Below are 17,331 nucleotides of genomic sequence, written 5' to 3' on the forward strand. Positions count from 1 at the left end.
TCATCGATGGCTAAGATCATGAACCTTGACGGCACCCAGCAGCTCGACCTCACGCGTGGCACGGTTGAGCAGGCCTATGACCGCTGGGCGCCCGTCTACGATCTCGTGTTCGGCGGCGTATTCGCCAAGGGCCGGCAGGCCGCGATCGCGGCCACCAACAAGATCGGCGGCCGTGTGCTCGAAGTCGGCGTCGGCACCGGCATCTCGTTGCCGCTCTACGCGCCGCATCTGCGCATCTTCGGCACCGACATTTCGGAAGCGATGCTCGACAAGGCGCGCCAGCGCGTCACCGAGGGCAATCTGAAGAATGTCGAGGGCCTCGCGGTGATGGACGCCGAGAAGCTCGAATTCCCCGACAATTCCTTCGACGTGGTGATGGCGCAATATGTCGTCACCGCCGTGCCGAACCCGGAAGTGGCGCTCGACGAATTCGCCCGCGTGCTGCGCCCGGGCGGCGAGCTGATCATCCTGACCCGCGTCAGCGCCGACACCGGCATGCGCCGCTTCATCGAGCAGAGGCTCCAGCCGGTGGTGCGTCCGCTCGGCTTCCGCACCGCCGAGTTCGCCTGGTCGCGTTATGCGAAGTGGCTCTCCGGTGCCAAGGGCATCGAGCTCGCCGAGCGCCGCCTGATTCCGCCGCTCGGCCATTTCTCGCTGGTGCGCTTCCGCAAGGTCGACGTCGCCAAGGCGGCTTGAGCTGCTGCTCCTCATGGTGAGGAGGCGCGGTAAGCGCCGTCTCGAACCACGAAGGCCCGTGCTGATGCACCTCGGCCTTCATCCTTCGAGACGCGCGTTCCGCGCTCCTCAGGATGAGGAGAGAGAGTAACCCGTGCGTCATCGCGCCGCTGCACATCGTCACATGACAAAATGATGATGTCACATGGCGTACATCGAATCCCTGTAAATCCTGAACCCGAAAGCATTTTGGGGGAGAGCATGATCAAGAATTATCTCGAGCAGCTGCGGATCCAGCGCTGGGACGACCATCGCTACTATCACCACAGCCGCATCAATCAGAGCCTGCACTTCGTCAGCGCGCTGAGCTTTCTCTTTGCCTATGTCTGGCTGTTCATCGATCCCATGCTCTCGGCGCTGGTCGGCTGGCTGGTCTCGATGACCTCGCGCCAGGCCGGTCACTTCTTCTTCGAGCCGCACGATTACGACCACATCAACCAGGCGACGCACGAGTACAAGGAAGACATCAAGGTCGGCTACAACCTTCAGCGCAAGGTGGTGCTGATGGCGATCTGGGCGCTGTCGCCGCTGGTGCTGGTTGTCGATCCGACGCTGTTCGGCCTGTTCACGCCCTGGGCGAGCGCGACCGATTTCATGCGGCAGGTCGCGAAAATCTGGCTGGTGATCGGCGGTGGCGGTCTGTTGTTCCGTACCGTGCACCTGTTCTTCATCCGCGACGTCGAGACCGGCCTCGTCTGGATGACCAAGATCCTGACCGACCCCTTCCACGACCTGATGCTCTATCGCAGCGCGCCGCTCGCTTTGATGCGCGGCGAGCTGATGGACCCCGGCCTGCATCTCAACCCCGAGCACACGCTGGGCCTCATCTCCGAGCCCACGCTCGAAGAGCAGCACGCCTGAGCGCGCCGCGCACACAAAGCACTCCGATGTCAGTTTGCTACGTCATGCCCGGCCTCGTGCCGGGCATCCACGTCTTGGGGGCTCTTTCGCCTCCCCCCGCGTGCGGGGAGAGGCCGAATTTGCGCGCAGCGCGAATTCGGGTGAGGGGGGCTCTCCGCGGGGGCGTTGCTAGCGGGGTGTCCACCAACTTTCACCGCACTCGCGGAGAATCCCCCTCACCCCGGCCCTCTCAGCGCGAGCGTAGCTCGTCGCGGCCCCGCATCCGCCTTCGCCAAGGCTTCGGCGGACAAGGGCGGGGCGAGGGAGAAGAGCGGGCGGTGACCGGGGCTGAGTGTGAGAAGACCTCAGCGCCCAAAACGCTTGGCCAGCATCTCTTTCAAAATCTGCCGCTTGATGTTCTTGTTGGTGAGCACGCCGTCGTGCCACCAGAACCCGTCGGCTTTCATCTTCTCGGCCGCCCGGACGAAGCGCTCGGCGACTTCGGTGAAATCGGCGTCGGTGTAGTTCAGGCTGAAGATCAGCCGGCCGGTGCCGACCCAGCTCAGCGACAGGCCTTCGGCGCGCAGGTAATATTGCAGCATCCAGTTGTAACGGGACGGGGTGGTGTATTTCACCGTCCAGATCGACGAGAAGTTGGCGAACCGCACCGGGAGGTCGGCGTCCGTCATCATCTGGTTGAGCTTTTGCGCGCGGCCGTTCCAGGTCGCGTCCAGGCCGTCATAGATGGCGCGGAAGTTCGGGCTGGCGAGCCGGCTCAAGAACTCGTCCATCGCCGTCATGACGTAGGGATGCGAGTTGAAGGTGCCGCGGGCGAAGCAGATGTCGGCGGGACGATCGTCGCGGAAGCGGCGCATCAATTCCTTCTTGCCGCAGACGACGCCGACCGGCAGGCCGCCGGCAAGGCTCTTGCCGTAGGTCACCATGTCGGCCTTGACGCCAAAGTACTCCTGGGCGCCGCCGGCGGCGAGACGGAAGCCGACGAAGACCTCGTCGAAGATCAGCGCGATGCCGCGCTCGGTGCAGACTTCGCGCAGCTTCTTGAGCCACTCGGTATACGCCGCGCGGTCAAAGTTGCCGCCGCGGGAGGAATCGACCAGCGAGGAATCGCCGGGCGCGTTGCCGTTCGGATGCAGGCCCTGCAACGGATTGACCAGCACGCAGGCGATGTCCTTGCGCGTGCGCAGCACGTGCAGCGTCTTCTCCGACATCTCGGCGAGGGTGTAGGTCTCGTGCGCGGGAATCGGATTGCCGACGCCGGGCTGCACGTCGCCCCACCAGCCGTGATAAGCGCCGGCGAAACGAACCAGATGCGTGCGCTTGGTGTGGTAGCGCGCCAGCCGCACCGCCTGCATCACGGCTTCGGTGCCGGACATGTGGAACGAGACCTCGTCGAGGCCCGAGATCTGGCAGAGCCGCTGCACGTTCTCAAGGATGACGGGGTGGTAGGGCCCGAGCACCGGGCCGAGCGCGTGCGCGCGCTTCTCCGAGCCCTCGATGCACTCCTTGTAGAAGTCGTTGCCGAAGATGTTGACGCCGTAGGACCCGGTGAGGTCGTAGGAGGTGTTGCCGTCGACATCCGTGACGGTGACGCCGCTGGACGATTCCATGAAGGTCGAGGTGCCCAGATGCTCGCGGACGAGGCGCGAGAACTGGAACGGCACGCGGTAGGTTTCGGTGAAGTGCAGGTCGGAGATCTTTTCCGCCGCTTCCTTCGTCATCGCGCGGCCTTTGGGGAAGCGCTCGGCGTAAAGGCGGGCGAGGCGGAAGAAGGCGTCCTTGCGCTGAGCCACGATGTTCGCGGGCGCGCCGTCGCAGCCGAAGTATTGATCACCCTCGAACTCGTAGAACGGGAGCAGCTTTGCCACCCGGCGCGACATCTTGGAGTGTCCGGCGAGCGACCGGTGTTTGGCGCGGGACAGTTCGACCCGCGCCTTGAGCTTCGGGAAGACGGCGGCAGCGGACGCTGCGGCGGCCACGGAAAATGAGAGAATCGGGAGTGTCGTTTCCATGACAACAAGCGCTAATACTGCGAGCTGACAGATTCATGACAGTCAAAGCCCTCATCGCCTCTTTCACCCAGCAGGAAGACCTCAACTTCCTGTTGACCAACCGCATCCCCCGGGCGGCCCTGACCCGCTTCATGGGCTGGTTTTCCAAGATCGAAAACCCGCTCGTCAGGGACTTCTCGATCGCGCTGTGGAAGCTGTTCTCCGACCTCGATCTGTCGGAGGCACGCAAGACCCACTTCAAGAGCCTGCACGATTGTTTCACCCGGGAGCTCAAGCCGGGGCTGCGCCCCTTTGATCCCGACCCTTCCATTGTCGCCAGCCCCTCGGACGGCATCGTCGGCGCCCATGGCCGGATCGCCGACACCGAGCTGTTCCAGGTCAAGGGCGCGCCCTATTCGCTGCTCGACCTGCTCGGTGATTCCGCGCTCGTCGACCAGCACCGCAACGGCAGCTTCGTCACGCTGCGGCTGACGTCGAGCATGTATCACCGCTTCCATGCGCCCCATGACGCACACATCGAACGCGTCACGCTGATCCATGGCGACGTCTGGAACGTCAACCCGATCGCGCTGAAGCGGGTCGAGCGCCTGTTCTGCAAGAACGAGCGCGCGGTGATCCGCACGCGTTTGTCGACGGGCGAGGCCGTGACGCTGGTGCCGGTCGCCGCGATCCTGGTCGCGAGCATCCGCCTGCACTTCCTCGACATGGTGCTGAACGCGCAGACCCGCGGCCCGGTCAATTTCCCCTGCGACGTCAACGTGACCAAGGGCGAGGAGCTCGGCTGGTTCGAGCACGGCTCCACCATCATCATCCTGGCGCCCGGCGATTTCAACTTCTGCGACGGCATCGGCGAGGGCACCCGCATTCGTGCAGGTCAAGCGCTGTTGAAGAAAAACTAGCCTTCAATCCGCCGCGTCGGCAGCCTATATCGTCCGCGGGGACGATTGGATCGACGCGGAATTTTGTGATGGCGCGAGCGCCGGTGATGGCGGCGGGTGGTATCGTGCTGCGGCGTGGCGCGCCGCCGCTGGTTGCGGTCGTGCGCCAGCGCAAGCGCAACGAATGGGTTTTGCCCAAGGGCAAGCTCGACGACGGCGAGACGCCCAAAGAAGCCGCGCACCGCGAGGTGTTGGAAGAGACCGGCCACGATGTGGCCTTCCACGAATTCCTCGGCACGCTCGTCTACCAGTCGGGAGGGCGCTCCAAGGTCGTGCATTTCTGGCGCATGGAGGCCGAGGGCGGTCCCGTTCGCAAGCTGATGAACGACATCAAGGCGGTCGACTGGCTGACGCTGGAAGATGCACTCGCGCGCCTGTCGCGCGAATATGAGCGCGCGTTCCTGGTGCAGGTCGGTCCGATCGCGCTTGCAGCGGCAGGACTGGCGCCTGTGCCAGTGCCCGAGCCGGCGACCGATGACATCGATACAGCCTTGCAGACGCTGACGCCCGCCGAAGCCGCGTCAGTTGGCGAACTGCCTCATGGGCTGTTGCAGAAGGTGAAGGCCTGGCTGCGCGGCGAAGCGTGAGTTGTCCGGCGAAGGAATTATAGGGCGGCGTTGACGGTGCATCCCTCTCCCCTTGTGGGAGAGGGTGGCTCGCCGCGTAGCGGCGAGACGGGTGAGGGGTCACTCTCCGCGCGTGAGCCTCTCGCATTTGAACTCGCTGAAGCAACCCCTCATCCGGCGCTTCGCGCCACCTTCCCCCACAAGGGGAGAAGGAAGAATCACCGCCGCTCTTTCTTCTCCTTCGGAAGGGGCGCCGGTCTGCGCGGTGCTGCGGGACGTTGCGCGGCGGGGAGGCGCTGCTGGAATCCGCCCGGTCGCTGGATGCCGCCTGGCTGCTGAGCCGCGGGCGGCTGGCCCGGCTGCAATCCGGTGCGCGGCGTTTGTGGCTGCGGCGCCGTGCCCGGCTGCGACGGCACAACTCCGCCGGGCTGCGCCGGGGTCTGTCCGCTTCGCTGTGGCTGCGTCTGCCGTGCGCCGCCGGGCTGCGTTCCTTGTCCAGTACGCGGCGCACCTGTCGCTTGTCCCGCACCTTGCTGCTGACCGGGTTGCTGCTGGCCTCGCTGCTGCTGACCCTGGCCCGCGCGCGGCGTGCCCGGCTGCACGGCGCCGCCTTGTCCTTGCCGCTGCGGCGGCTGCGCGCCTTGCTGTGTTCCTTGGCGGCCCGGCGTGCCCGGCTGCTGCTGACCTGGACGATTGTTCTGGCCGGGCTGGCCGTTCGGGCGCTGCGGCTGTTGGCCGGGCGCTGTCGTCGGCCGCAATTGCTGCTGCTGCGGCGGCTGGGTCGGCCGCGGAATGCGGCTGATCGCGGCCGGATTCGCGCGGCGGAAGTCGCGCTGCTCGGTGACGATCTGCCGGCCCGTGGTCTGCGCCAGATGCACCTGGCTGACGAAGCCACGGTCGCGCGCGATCTGCTGCGGGGCAATCGTGATCGGCACGGCGGCAAAGCGCATGCCGCCTGTGCCGCTTGCGCCCGGGCGGATCGCAAAACCGCTTGCGGCCTGCGTCAGCGCGCCGAGTCGCGTGCCGCTGCTGCGGTCGTTGACCTCGATGTGGCCGACACGGCCGTCGGCGTCGGGATAGAGCTTGATGTTGACGTTGTTCGCGCTACTCGCCGCCGCGCCTTCGGGAACGTCGACGACGCCGGTGGTGCCGCGGATGCCGAGCGTTGCGGTCGGCGTCGCGATCTTCATGTCGCCGGTCTTCGCCACGGCTGCTGCAACGAAGGCAACGGTGCCCTTGCCGATGTCGAAGATCGCCGAGTTCTGCTTGCCGCCGTCCTCATAGACGTAATTGTCGATGGTGATCTTCGCGCTGGCGGAGAGGTTGAACGTGGTGGCGTCGTTGAAGGTGATGCCGAGCGAGGAGTTGGACGAGGTCTGCACGACGTCGTTGAGATAGATGTCGTCGCGCACGCGCAGCGGATACGAGTTCCTGTCGCGGACCACGGTTGCGATCCCTGTGACCGTCGCGACGTTGCCGATCGGCTCGACGGCGGCGGGTTGCGCGTCCGTGGCGGGCGCAGGTGAAGCCGACGGCGTCGGGGAGGGGGCGGGCGTCGGCTGCGCTTGGGGCTGGGCCTGCGCAAGCTCGATTGCATCGGATGCGAGCGCCACGCTCGCGCCGGCCAGCGGCAACGCCAGCAACGGAAGCGCGAAGACGAAGCGGCGCCAAGCCACCATTGATGTCACGAGGAAGTCCCGGTGAGAACGCGAGGCGAGATCGGCCGATATCAACTGGGGCTAGCTGAATGGCGGATGAACATGTGTCGCATGGGAGGGGCGAACGTGCAAACGGTGCGCGATGCTGGCTTGTGGCCAAGCCGCTCCATGCCGTCATGGCCGGGCTTGTCCCGGCCATCCACGCCTTGATGTGCGGCACAAAGAACGTGGATGCCCGGGCCTTCGCCTCGCCGAAGCGGCTTCGGCCGCGCAGGCGGGACAAGCCCGGGCATGACGAAGAGTGTGTATGTTTGGAGACGGCAGCTTCGGTGTCAGCTCACGCGCTTCCAGGTCTGGCCGCCGCAGAACATGCCGCCGAAGGCGCAGCCCTGCACGCGCATCGCATTCGGGCCCTTCATCGCGATCGTGGAGTCGTAGTTGCGGTCGGAATCGGGATCGTGGATGCGGCCGCTCCACTTCGCGCCGTCGGGCTTCATGTTGATCAGGATGCGCTCGTTGGAGTTCACGGCGTAACCGCAGAGATTGGCGCCGCACTGTTCGACGCGGACATTGCCCTTGTTCTCTTCGGTCGCCCAGACGCCGATCGGCGTATTGGCGGCCGGCGCCGGCGCGGCAACGGGAGCCGCGACGGGCGCGGTCTGCGCGGTGTTGTCGTAGCCGGCGGCCGGAGCGGCGGCAACAATCGTGGCGGGAGCCGCGGGGGCGGCGACAGCAGGCGCTGCCGGCGCGGTCGCCTTCACCGGCGCCTGTTGCACGGGCTGCTGCTGCACCGGAGCCGGCGCGGGCTTTGCCGTCGTCGTCGCCGGCGTGGTGTCGTCATCGTCCTTGGAGCCGCCAAGGCCGTTGAGATTGATGTTGTTCAGCTTGATCGGTTTGTTCGACAGGCCAGGCGCCACGATGGTGACGCAATCGAGCGAGGCGCAGTTGCGCGGCGTCTCGATGCGGATGTGCTGGCCTTCGATCTGGAACGCAATCGAATTGCCGGCATGCGCGGCGGCGGTCGAAGCGAGGAAGAGCGCGGTGGCGGCGATGGTGAGCTTGTTCATGACAACCTCCGAAAATTGTGCCGGTCTGAACTGGTGTCGCTGGTGGATGAAGCGTGGTTCGACCCTACGCCGGGCCTGTCCTGACTTCTGTGATGGACGTCACAACGGTTCGCGCCGGCTGGGTGAGGCAGCCCACATTCAGCGGCGGGTCGTCCCACGTAACCTCGTGGCGACACAGAGGGAGGCGCCGATGAAGCGGCTTGCGACATCGCTTGGCACATTGATCGCTTTGGTGGCGATGGCGTCTCCCCCGGCAGGCTTCGCGTCGAAGCCTGCGCGCTCGGCCGCTTCTGGTGCTCCGGCAACGACTGGACGCGCGTCGAGGAGCGGCGGGAGAAAATGATGACGACATCACGGCAGTGGGGAGCGAGGTCGTAGATTCTCTCTCCGCCAGCTCGGAATCGTAGGGTGGGCAAAGGCGCACTTGCGCCGTGCCTACCATCGATCCAAGACTACTATAGAAATGGTGGGCACGCTTCGCTTTGCCCACCCTACGATGCTGAAGCAGCAGCGCGGCGACGATGCGCTGCATGTCGACAGCGCGTTCTGCGATGCGCGACTCGGCGCGCCGCAGAACGGCACGGCGACTTCGGCGCAATACAAGCGCTGCATGCGCACGCGGGGCTGGCGTTTCAGTCATACCGTTCGCGAGAAGGACGACGGCTATCCCGATCCTGATAATCCCGGTCTGGTCTGCCACGACTTCAAAATCGGCGGCGTCACGGGATCGTCCTGCTCGGATTTCTGAGCACGGCAATAGGCCCGGCGGCCGGATGATCCGGCGCCGCCGGGGCAAGCCGGTGATGCGGTCGGTGATGTCTCTAGATCATGCCGAGCACGATGGCGCCGACAAAGGCCATGGCGAGGCACGCGGTGATAACGCTCAGTCTCCCGGCCAACGTCATAAGGTCGCTCCCGCTGTTGTCCCCCGTGCGAGCGCGTCATGGTTAACAGAGAGTCTCTCTTCGAAAAAGTCAGCCTTGCTTCCGCTGCTGCCGGGCGGCGTATGCGCGTGCGTGCCGGTATGGTTAAAGAACACTGAAATCAACACGTTGAAGAGTCTTTAAGTAAATTCACCGAACGTGCGTGCATGACGCGCGGAGTTCGTTTGTATCTCGTCGGCTCCATCGTCCTTGTTTCGCTTGCGGGTTGCGGACGCGGCTTTTTCCAGGCCGAACGTGAACCGTGGCGGGCCGAGGCCGAAGCCGCATGCCTGAAATCAGGCGCGGTGAAAGAGGGGCCGGATCTCGTCCGCATCGACCCGATCTCGGGCCCCGGCATGTGCGGCGCCGAGTTCCCGTTGAAGGTCGCTGCCATCGGTGAAGCCTCGGGCAGCTATGGCTTTGCCGACGAGGAACTGCGCCCGCCGGGGAATGTCGGCGGCCAGCCGCGATGGCCGGTGGCGCAGCCGCGATCGAACGCTCCGCAGGGCCAGAACTATCCGTCATCCTCCTATCCGCAGCGGTCGAACTATCCCGAGAGCGCGGTGCGCCAGCCCTCCGGCTATGGCAACGGGCCCGCCCCGATGTCACTGAATGCGCCCGGCGTGGCACAGCAAGAGGACGAGATCGACCTGCCGCCCGAGGGCACCGATGCCGCGGGCGCGGCGCGCTACATGAATGCGCCGAGCTATCCGACGCGGCCGGCGCCGTACTCGCAGGCGCCCGCGCAGCAACCTTTGCCGCGTCTTGGTCCGGCGCAGGGCAATCCCGTCGTTGCCGTCGGCCCCGTCGCGATCAAGCCGACCGCGACGCTCGCCTGTCCGATCGTGTCCGAACTGGACCGCTGGCTCGCCGACACCGTGCAGCCATCGGCGATGCGCTGGTTCGGCGCCCGCGTCGTCGAGATCAAGCAGATCTCCGCCTATTCCTGCCGCGGCATGAACGGCAACTCGCATGCCCACATTTCCGAGCACGCCTTCGGCAATGCGCTCGACATCGCCGCCTTCGTGCTCGCCGACGGCCGCCGCGTCACCGTGAAGGACGGCTGGCGCGGCATGCCGGAAGAGCAGGGGTTCCTGCGCGACGTGCAATCGGGCGCGTGCGTGCATTTCACCACGGTGCTCGCGCCGGGCTCGAACGTCTATCACTACGATCATATCCATGTGGACCTGATGCGCCGCGCCAGCCGCCGCCTGATCTGCCAGCCCGCCGCTACCTCCGGCGAAGAGGTTGCCGGCCGCGCCCAGCAGCGCAACCCTTACGCCGGTCGGCGCGATCCCTATGTCACGGGCTCGCTCGGAACGCGCAAGAGCACGACGCGCAAGCAGGAAGAGGACGAGTACGCCGACGAGTAGACCAGTTCGCCAGTAGCCCGGATGGAGCGAAGCGCAATCCGGGAAAAGTGCCCCCGCATTCCGCTTCGCTCCATGCGGGCTACTATCGCGTCAGCTGAATGGCCATCGTCCGCTATCTCACCCATCCGCAAGTGCAAATCGATCCCGCCGTGCCGGTGCCGCAATGGGGCTTGAGTTCGGTCGGTCGCGCGCGCACTGAGACCGCGGCGAATGCGGGCTGGCTCGCGAACACCACGCAGATCGTCTCGAGCGCCGAGCGCAAGGCGATCGAGACCGCGGAGATCATCGCAGGCCGCCTCGGACTCATGATCGAGATCCGCGAGGCCATGCATGAGAACGATCGCTCGGCGACCGGCTTCCTCAAACCGGCCGAGTTCGAGGAGGTCGCCGACCAGTTTTTCGCGCAGCCGCATCTCAGCGTCCGCGGCTGGGAGCGTGCCGTCGATGCGCAGGCGCGCATCGTGCGCGAGACCGAGGCGGTGCTCGCCCGCCATCGCCCGGGTGACGTTCTCTTCGTCGGCCACGGTGCCGTCGGCACGCTGCTGTTCTGCCACCATGCCGGTCATGCCATCGATCGCGTTCACGATCAGGCGGCCGGCGGCGGCAACTGCTTCGCATGCACCCGGGAGGGGCACCGCGTCCTGCACGGGTGGCGCAAGATGGAAGAGATCGGGGCCTAGCTCCAGGGGCCCGGACAATCATTTCGAGGCCGGCTTCGACGGTACGGGGACCAGCCCCATGCACCGCTGCACCTCGCCCGGAACGTTGTAGGTCCGCATGATATGGCGGCTGTCGCGCAAGCCGGACGCCTCACGTTGCACCACGAACATCCAGAGCGCCTGGCCGGCTTCCATCACCAGCTTGCGCCGCGCCGCCTGCATTGAGGCCGGCGCCTCCGCGCGCACGTGAGCGGCGTCGAATTCGCGCAATCGCGCAAGGCTCTGTTCGAGTGCGCTACCCATCCGTCCAAGCGCTGAGGCCTGTTCCTGGACGATCTCGTAATGGAGGATACCGACAGGCGGGCGAAGATCACGGGACATGGCGATTAATATAGTGCAGCGGCAGCGGCCTGCGCAACGCGTGGCCTGCCGCTGCTATTTCGCCCGGTACGCCGCCAGAAACATCCGCGTCGCACTGTCGACGACCTCGGTCATGCGCTCTTCCGACGGCGCAGGCGCGGCCTGGAAGACGAAGGGCAAGAAGAGCGAGGCCTTGCACAGCTCCATGAACTGCGATGCCGCAAGGTCGCAATCGTCGATCTTGAGATCGCCGGAGGCGACATGGATTTCGAGATATTCGGAGAGCCGGTTGATGGTCTTGTCCAGCACGCGCAGATAATAGCGGCGGCCGACGTCGGGCATGCGCTCGGCGATCGCCATCACGGTGCGGATCGCCGAACCGCCGCCGGGCCGGCACAGCAGGTGGATATAGGCCCGGCCAAAATCCTTCAGCGTGGTCTCGGCATCGCGCGTGGGATCGAAATTGAAAACGACCTGGCCGTGCTGGAGCGCTTCCTCCTCGAGAATAGATTCGAACAGCGCGCATTTGTCGGCGAAGTAGACGTAGAGCGTGCCCTTGGAGACCTGCGCCGCGCGCGCGATCTCGCCCATGCTGGCGCCGTCGAAACCGAGATCCATGAACACCTTGCGGGCTCCGTCCAGGATCTGGCGGCGCTTGGAGCTGTCCTCCTCCTGGACGACGTGGAGATGTTCGCGGCCGGCTACAACCATTGGTTCAGCGTCTCGGAAGGTTTCTGGATCGGGCCCGACCCATGAAACCCAAATAAAGGATTCGGGCCAGTAGGCTCCTGCCCGGGAATATTATCTATGTTGACCGAACCGTTCGGTCAATGATATTTGGAATGGGCGAGAGGGAACCGGCCGCAGGACGGCCGTCCCTGGTCGCCGCTTTTTTTGTTGGGGAGGCCTTTATGGCCGTATCGAGAGACCAGGCTGCGCGCGTCATTCGCCAGGAAGCGGTGGAGACGACGCCGGGGCAGGCCGGCAGTGAAGCTGCGACCGAGAAATCCGTCGCCCTTGCCGAGCAGTTGCGCTCTCATGTGGCCGAGGAAACCAAGCGCCGCACCGCTGAGGCGCCGGAGAAGCCCGTGACCGACAAGCCGGCCGCACCGGATGCGTCCGCCGCCGGCGCGCCGAAGCCCGGCAAGCGCAAATTCGTGCTGATGGGTGTTGGCCTCGTGCTGGCGCTCGCGGCCGCGAGCTATGCCGGCTACTACACGCTGGTCGGCCGCTTCTACGTCTCGACCGACGACGCCTATGTCCGCGCCAACAACACCATGCTGGGCGCGCGCGTTGCCGGGCACATCTCTTCGATCCTCGCCGGCGACAACACGGTCGTGCGCGCCGGCGACGTCGTCTTCCGCATCGATGACGGCGACTACAAGATCGCGGTCGATGCCGCCGCGACCAGAATCGCGACCCAGCAGGCCACCATCGATCGCATCGGCCGCCAGATTGCAGCGCTCGAGAGCCAGGTTGCACAGGCCAAGGCACAGCTCGTCTCGGCCGAAGCGGGCCTCAAGCGCGCCGACCTCGATTATGAGCGCCAGCAGGCGCTGAGTAGCAAGGGCTTCGCCTCGCGCGCCACGTTCGAAAGCTCGGAAGCCGGACGCGACCAGGGCGCCGCCGCGGTCAAGGCCGCGCAGGCCGCCTACGATGTTGCGGTCAGCAATGTCGACGTCACCAAGGCGCAGCAGGCCGAAGCGCAGGCGCAGCTCGCCGAGCTCAAGACTTCGCTCGCCAAGGCCGAGCGTGACCTCAGCTTCACCGCGGTGCGCGCGCCGGTCGACGGTACGTTCTCGAACCGCCTGGTCAGCGCCGGCGACTTCGTCGCGGTCGGCCAGCGCCTCGGCAACATCGTCCCGCTCGACGACGTCTATATCGACGCCAATTTCAAGGAAACCCAGCTCAAGCGCATTCGTCCCGGCCAGCCGGTGACGATCAAAGTCGATGCCTACGGCATGCGCAAGTTCTCCGGAATCGTCGACAGCATCGCAGCGGGCTCCGGCTCGGTGTTCACGTTGCTGCCGCCCGACAACGCCACCGGCAACTTCACCAAGATCGTGCAGCGCGTGCCGGTCCGCATCCGCGTGCCGAAATCGGTGGCGAAGCAGAACCTGCTTCGCGCCGGCATGTCGGTCTATGCGACCGTCGATACCAACAAGGGCGCCGCCGACGCCGACAGCGAGATCGATCTCGACGATCCCACCGCGATCCACCCGCAGTAGCCACAAATCGAGCGCTGCGAGGTCAGACCATGGCCAACGCCACCACCGCTTCACCCGCCATGATGGCGAACCCCGCCTCGGAGCGCATCGCGCCGAAGCGGCTGTTCGCCTTCATCATCATGGTGTTCGGGATGTTCATGTCGATCCTGGACATCCAGATCGTCTCGGCGTCCCTCAGCGAAATCCAGGCCGGCCTGTCGGCGAGCTCCAGTGAAGTCGCCTGGGTCCAGACCGCCTATCTGATCGCCGAAGTGATCGCGATCCCGCTGTCGGGCTTTTTGTCGCGCGCTTTCGGCACGCGGCTGCTGTTCGCGATCTCGGCGGCCGGCTTCACTTTCTCGAGCCTGCTCTGCGGCTTCGCCACGACGATCGAGGAGATGATCCTCTGGCGCGCGCTTCAGGGCTTTTTGGGCGCCGGCATGATCCCCACGGTGTTCGCCTCGGCCTACACCGTGTTCCCGCGCTCCAAATTCCACATCGTCGGTCCCATCATCGGGCTTGTTGCGACCCTGGCTCCCACGATCGGCCCGACGGTCGGCGGCTACATCACCGATTTGATGTCGTGGAACTGGCTGTTCTTCATCAACGTCGTGCCCGGCATCGGCATCACCCTGGGCGTGCTGGCGCTGGTCGATTTCGACGAGCCGCATTTCGAGCTGCTCGACCGCTTCGACTGGTGGGGCCTCCTGTTCATGGCCGGCTTCCTCGGCACGCTCGAATATGTGCTGGAGGAAGGTCCGCAACATGAATGGATGCAGGACACGTCCGTCGCCATCTGCGTCTGGATCTGCGCGATCTCGGCGATCGCCTTCTTCTGGCGCGTCTTCACCGCGGCCGAGCCGATCGTCAATTTGCGCACATTCTCCAACCGCAATTTCGCGGTGGGCTGCGTGCTGCAATTCTGCATCGGCATCGGGCTCTACGGCCTGACCTACATCTATCCGCGCTATCTCGCCGAGGTGCGCGGCTACAGCGCGCTGATGATCGGCGAGACCATGTTCGTCTCGGGCATCACCATGTTCCTGGTCGCGCCGCTGGTCGGCCGGCTCATGGTCAAGCTCGACATGCGCTACATGATCGCGTTCGGCCTCGTCGTGTTCGCGATCGGCTCCTACCAGATGACCTGGATCACGCGCGACTACGATTTCTACGAGCTGTTGATACCGCAGATCCTGCGCGGCATCGGCATGATGTTCGCGATGGTGCCGACCAACAACATCGCGCTCGGAACGCTGGCGCCCGACCGCGTGAAGAACGCCTCCGGCCTGTTCAACCTGATGCGCAATCTCGGCGGCGCGGTCGGCCTTGCCGTCATCAACACCGTGCTCAACAACCGCACCGATTTGCACATCACCCGCCTTCAGGAGCGGGTGACCTGGGGCAATGCGACCGCGACCGAAACCCTGACCATGTTCATGCAGAAATTCCAGGGGCTCGGCGATTCCACGCTGATGGCGATGAAGCAGCTCAGCCAGATCGTGCACCGCCAGGCCGTGGTGATGAGCTTTGGCGACGCCTTCTTCGTGCTGACGCTGTTCTATCTCGGCCTCAGCCTGCTGGTCACGCTGCTGAGTAAACCGGCCTCGATGACCGGTGGCGGCGACGCGCATTGACGCCACGCACGGCGTCTTCGCCCGGCTTCTTCGCCAGGCTTGACCGGGCGATCCAGTACGCCGAGACGGCGCGGCTAGAACCGAGAAGCCGCGGAGTGCTGGATGCCCCGCCTTCGCGGGGCATGACAGCGGAGATTGAGGCGGCGGCGGAGCACATAGGCGCCCCGCACCAAATTGCAACACTCGTCCGTGATCTCGCGTGGGCCCCGTTGCAAATCGCACGTGACGCATCTATAAAGCGCACCTCATTCAATCGAGCCAGGGAGAGATTTGCATGATTTCGTCGCACTCGCAGATCGTACGCCCGCGCTCGATGATCGCCTGGTTCGGTATGTACGCGGCCTGTTAGAGGCCCCTTCCGCCAGATTCGATCGGGTCACGAGTCCCGATCGCTCCACTTCCCAAGTCAAAATCAGTTGTGAGTGATGCCGGTCAGCCCTCCGTGGCCGACTTGCGTCCGTCAATGGAGCCGGCCGCGCCGAAAGCGGCCGGATAATGTCATGACCTCTCTGTCAAAAAGGCCCGCGGCCATACGCGTGGTGCTGCCCTTCGTATTCCGGCACTGGCTGAAGCAGCCCGGACGCGGCCTGATCGTGGCCGGCGGCCTGCTGGGCGCGACCATCGCCGACCTGTTCATGCCGGTATTCTCCGGAAATCTGGTCGACGCGCTGACGCGCGGCTCGTCCGATCCCGACGCGCGCCGCGCGGCGCTGGTTGCGTTCGGCGCCATCGTGGCGCTGGGCGCGGCCTCCGTGGTGCTGAGGTTGATCGGTCTCCAGGCGATCGTCCCGTTCACGCTCAAGATCATGTCGGATGTCGCCCAGGAGGCTTTCACGCGCGTCCAGCGCTTCTCGACCGACTGGCACGCCAACTCCTTTGCCGGCTCCACGGTGCGCAAGATCACCCGCGGCATGTGGGCGCTCGACCTGCTCAACGACACCATCCTGATGGCGTTGGCGCCGTCTCTGCTGGTGTTGATCGGCTCCATGGTCCTGATCGGCCTGCACTGGGCGTCGCTCGGCGCGGTGATCGCGGTGGGAGCGCTTTTCTACGTCGCCATCACCGTGCTGTTCTCGACGCGCTACATCGCGCCGGCCGCGCGCGTCTCCAACGCCTGGGACACCAAGGTCGGCGGCACGCTGGCGGACGCGCTGACCTGCAACGCCGTGGTGAAATCCTTCGGCGCCGAAGCGCGCGAGGATACGCGGCTCGCCCGCGTCATCAACCGCTGGCGCGTGCGCGTGCGGCGGACCTGGTTTCGCTACAACTACACGGCCATGGCGCAGCTCTCGCTGCTGCTATGCCTGCGTGCGTCCGTGATCGGCGGCGCGGTGCTGCTGTGGATGTCCGGGCACGCTTCGCCCGGCGACGTTACCTATGTGCTGACGAGCTACTACGTCATCCACGCCTATCTGCGTGACGTCGGCATGCACATCAACAACCTCCAGCGCTCGGTCAACGACATGGACGAATTGGTGGCGATCCATGGCGAGCCGATCGGGATCGCCGATGCGGCCGGTGCGCGGCCGATCGCGATCGAGGCTGGCGAGATCGTGTTCGACGACGTCACGTTCCACTATGGCGGCCATCGCGCGCCACTGTATGACGGGCTGTCGGTCACGATCCGCGCCGGCGAGCGCGTCGGCCTGGTCGGCCGCTCCGGCTCCGGCAAGACGACCTTCGTCAAGCTGGTGCAGCGGCTCTACGACGTCTCCGGTGGCCGCGTGCTGATCGACGGGCAGGACATCGCGCTGGCTACGCAGCAATCACTGCGCAGCCAGATCGCGATCGTGCAGCAGGAGCCGATCCTGTTCCACCGCACGCTTGCGGAGAACATCGCCTATGGCCGGCCCGGTGCCAGCCTGGAGGCCATCGAGCACGCGGCGCGGCTGGCGAATGCACACGATTTCATCCTGCGCCTGCCGAAGGGCTACGGCACGCTGGTTGGCGAGCGCGGCGTGAAGCTGTCGGGCGGCGAGCGGCAGCGCGTGGCGCTGGCGCGCGCCTTCCTGGCGGACGCGCCGGTGCTGATCCTGGACGAGGCGACGTCGAGCCTCGATTCGGAATCGGAGGCGCTGATCCAGCAGGCGATGGAGCGGCTGATGAAGGGCCGCACCTCGATCGTGATCGCACACCGGCTGTCGACGGTGCGCAGCCTCGATCGGATCCTGGTGTTCGACCGCGGCGAGATCGTCGAGCAAGGTACCCATGCCATGCTCGCGGGCAAGCTAGGGGGCATCTATCGCGGCCTGTTCGAGCGCCAGGTGGTGGAGCTCGGACATATCGCAGCAGCGGAGTGAGAGGCGCGCGACAGCGGGACGAAAATCCCGCGGTCACGCCG

At 65.5% G+C, this 17,331-nt stretch carries 15 protein-coding genes; 10 read left to right on the forward strand and 5 right to left on the reverse strand.

The features are described from left to right. The first annotated feature begins 6 nt into the window (after positions 1 to 6). Positions 7 to 696 carry a class I SAM-dependent methyltransferase gene (locus OWC48_RS42555; RefSeq protein ID WP_282525363.1) on the forward strand — a complete coding sequence of 230 codons (690 nt, stop codon included), beginning with the start codon at positions 7 to 9 and terminating at the stop codon, positions 694 to 696. A 240-nt stretch (positions 697 to 936) separates the two neighbouring features. Then, positions 937 to 1,596: a hypothetical protein gene (locus OWC48_RS42560; RefSeq protein ID WP_282525364.1), complete on the forward strand. Its 660-nt coding sequence runs from the start codon at positions 937 to 939 to the stop codon at positions 1,594 to 1,596. A gap of 344 nt (positions 1,597 to 1,940) precedes the next feature. Here OWC48_RS42560 and OWC48_RS42565 read toward each other — a convergent pair whose 3' ends face one another. Then, a complete protein-coding gene (locus tag OWC48_RS42565) occupies positions 1,941 to 3,605 on the reverse strand; it encodes an aminotransferase class III-fold pyridoxal phosphate-dependent enzyme (protein ID WP_282525365.1) in 1,665 nt (554 codons plus the stop codon). 35 nt (positions 3,606 to 3,640) lie between these two features. Here OWC48_RS42565 and asd point away from each other — a divergent pair, with 35 nt between their 5' ends. After that, complete coding sequence (asd, locus tag OWC48_RS42570; protein ID WP_282525366.1) at positions 3,641 to 4,504, forward strand: archaetidylserine decarboxylase; 864 nt, start codon at positions 3,641 to 3,643, stop codon at positions 4,502 to 4,504. A gap of 68 nt (positions 4,505 to 4,572) precedes the next feature. Next, positions 4,573 to 5,130, forward strand: coding sequence for an NUDIX hydrolase (locus OWC48_RS42575; RefSeq protein ID WP_282525367.1), 558 nt, complete (start codon positions 4,573 to 4,575; stop codon positions 5,128 to 5,130). 197 nt (positions 5,131 to 5,327) lie between these two features. Here OWC48_RS42575 and OWC48_RS42580 read toward each other — a convergent pair whose 3' ends face one another. Together OWC48_RS42580 and OWC48_RS42585 are read right to left on the reverse strand one after the other, a co-directional pair. Further along, entirely contained in the window at positions 5,328 to 6,788 is a 1,461-nt protein-coding gene (locus tag OWC48_RS42580; protein ID WP_282525403.1) for a FecR domain-containing protein, read from the reverse strand. A gap of 311 nt (positions 6,789 to 7,099) precedes the next feature. Then, entirely contained in the window at positions 7,100 to 7,834 is a 735-nt protein-coding gene (locus tag OWC48_RS42585; RefSeq protein ID WP_282525368.1) for a DUF2147 domain-containing protein, read from the reverse strand. A 463-nt stretch (positions 7,835 to 8,297) separates the two neighbouring features. Here OWC48_RS42585 and OWC48_RS42590 point away from each other — a divergent pair, with 463 nt between their 5' ends. The 3 genes from OWC48_RS42590 (at position 8,298) to OWC48_RS42600 (ending at position 10,810) form a co-directional block, all read left to right on the forward strand. Next, positions 8,298 to 8,582, forward strand: coding sequence for a hypothetical protein (locus tag OWC48_RS42590; protein WP_282525369.1), 285 nt, complete (start codon positions 8,298 to 8,300; stop codon positions 8,580 to 8,582). 342 nt (positions 8,583 to 8,924) lie between these two features. Then, positions 8,925 to 10,130, forward strand: coding sequence for an extensin family protein (locus OWC48_RS42595; protein WP_282525370.1), 1,206 nt, complete (start codon positions 8,925 to 8,927; stop codon positions 10,128 to 10,130). Positions 10,131 to 10,228: 98 nt separating this feature from the next. Continuing rightward, positions 10,229 to 10,810 (forward strand): histidine phosphatase family protein, encoded by a 582-nt coding sequence (locus tag OWC48_RS42600; RefSeq protein ID WP_282525371.1) that lies wholly within the window; start codon positions 10,229 to 10,231, stop codon positions 10,808 to 10,810. Between the two features lie 18 nt (positions 10,811 to 10,828). Here the strand turns inward: OWC48_RS42600 and OWC48_RS42605 are convergent, their stop codons facing one another. Both OWC48_RS42605 and OWC48_RS42610 read right to left on the reverse strand, forming a co-directional pair. Continuing rightward, positions 10,829 to 11,170: a DUF6665 family protein gene (locus OWC48_RS42605; protein ID WP_282525372.1), complete on the reverse strand. Its 342-nt coding sequence runs from the start codon at positions 11,168 to 11,170 to the stop codon at positions 10,829 to 10,831. A 54-nt stretch (positions 11,171 to 11,224) separates the two neighbouring features. After that, positions 11,225 to 11,860 carry a TetR/AcrR family transcriptional regulator gene (locus OWC48_RS42610; protein WP_282525373.1) on the reverse strand — a complete coding sequence of 212 codons (636 nt, stop codon included), beginning with the start codon at positions 11,858 to 11,860 and terminating at the stop codon, positions 11,225 to 11,227. Between the two features lie 200 nt (positions 11,861 to 12,060). Between OWC48_RS42610 and OWC48_RS42615 the strand changes: the two genes are divergently transcribed. The 3 genes from OWC48_RS42615 (at position 12,061) to OWC48_RS42625 (ending at position 17,290) form a co-directional block, all read left to right on the forward strand. Next, positions 12,061 to 13,377, forward strand: coding sequence for an HlyD family secretion protein (locus tag OWC48_RS42615; RefSeq protein ID WP_282525374.1), 1,317 nt, complete (start codon positions 12,061 to 12,063; stop codon positions 13,375 to 13,377). Between the two features lie 29 nt (positions 13,378 to 13,406). Further along, complete coding sequence (locus OWC48_RS42620; RefSeq protein WP_282525375.1) at positions 13,407 to 14,990, forward strand: DHA2 family efflux MFS transporter permease subunit; 1,584 nt, start codon at positions 13,407 to 13,409, stop codon at positions 14,988 to 14,990. A 500-nt stretch (positions 14,991 to 15,490) separates the two neighbouring features. Continuing rightward, positions 15,491 to 17,290, forward strand: coding sequence for an ABC transporter ATP-binding protein (locus OWC48_RS42625; protein ID WP_282525376.1), 1,800 nt, complete (start codon positions 15,491 to 15,493; stop codon positions 17,288 to 17,290). The last annotated feature ends 41 nt before the right edge of the window (positions 17,291 to 17,331 follow it).

This window comes from Bradyrhizobium sp. Arg816 (assembly GCF_029989365.1).
Classification (GTDB): domain Bacteria; phylum Pseudomonadota; class Alphaproteobacteria; order Rhizobiales; family Xanthobacteraceae; genus Bradyrhizobium.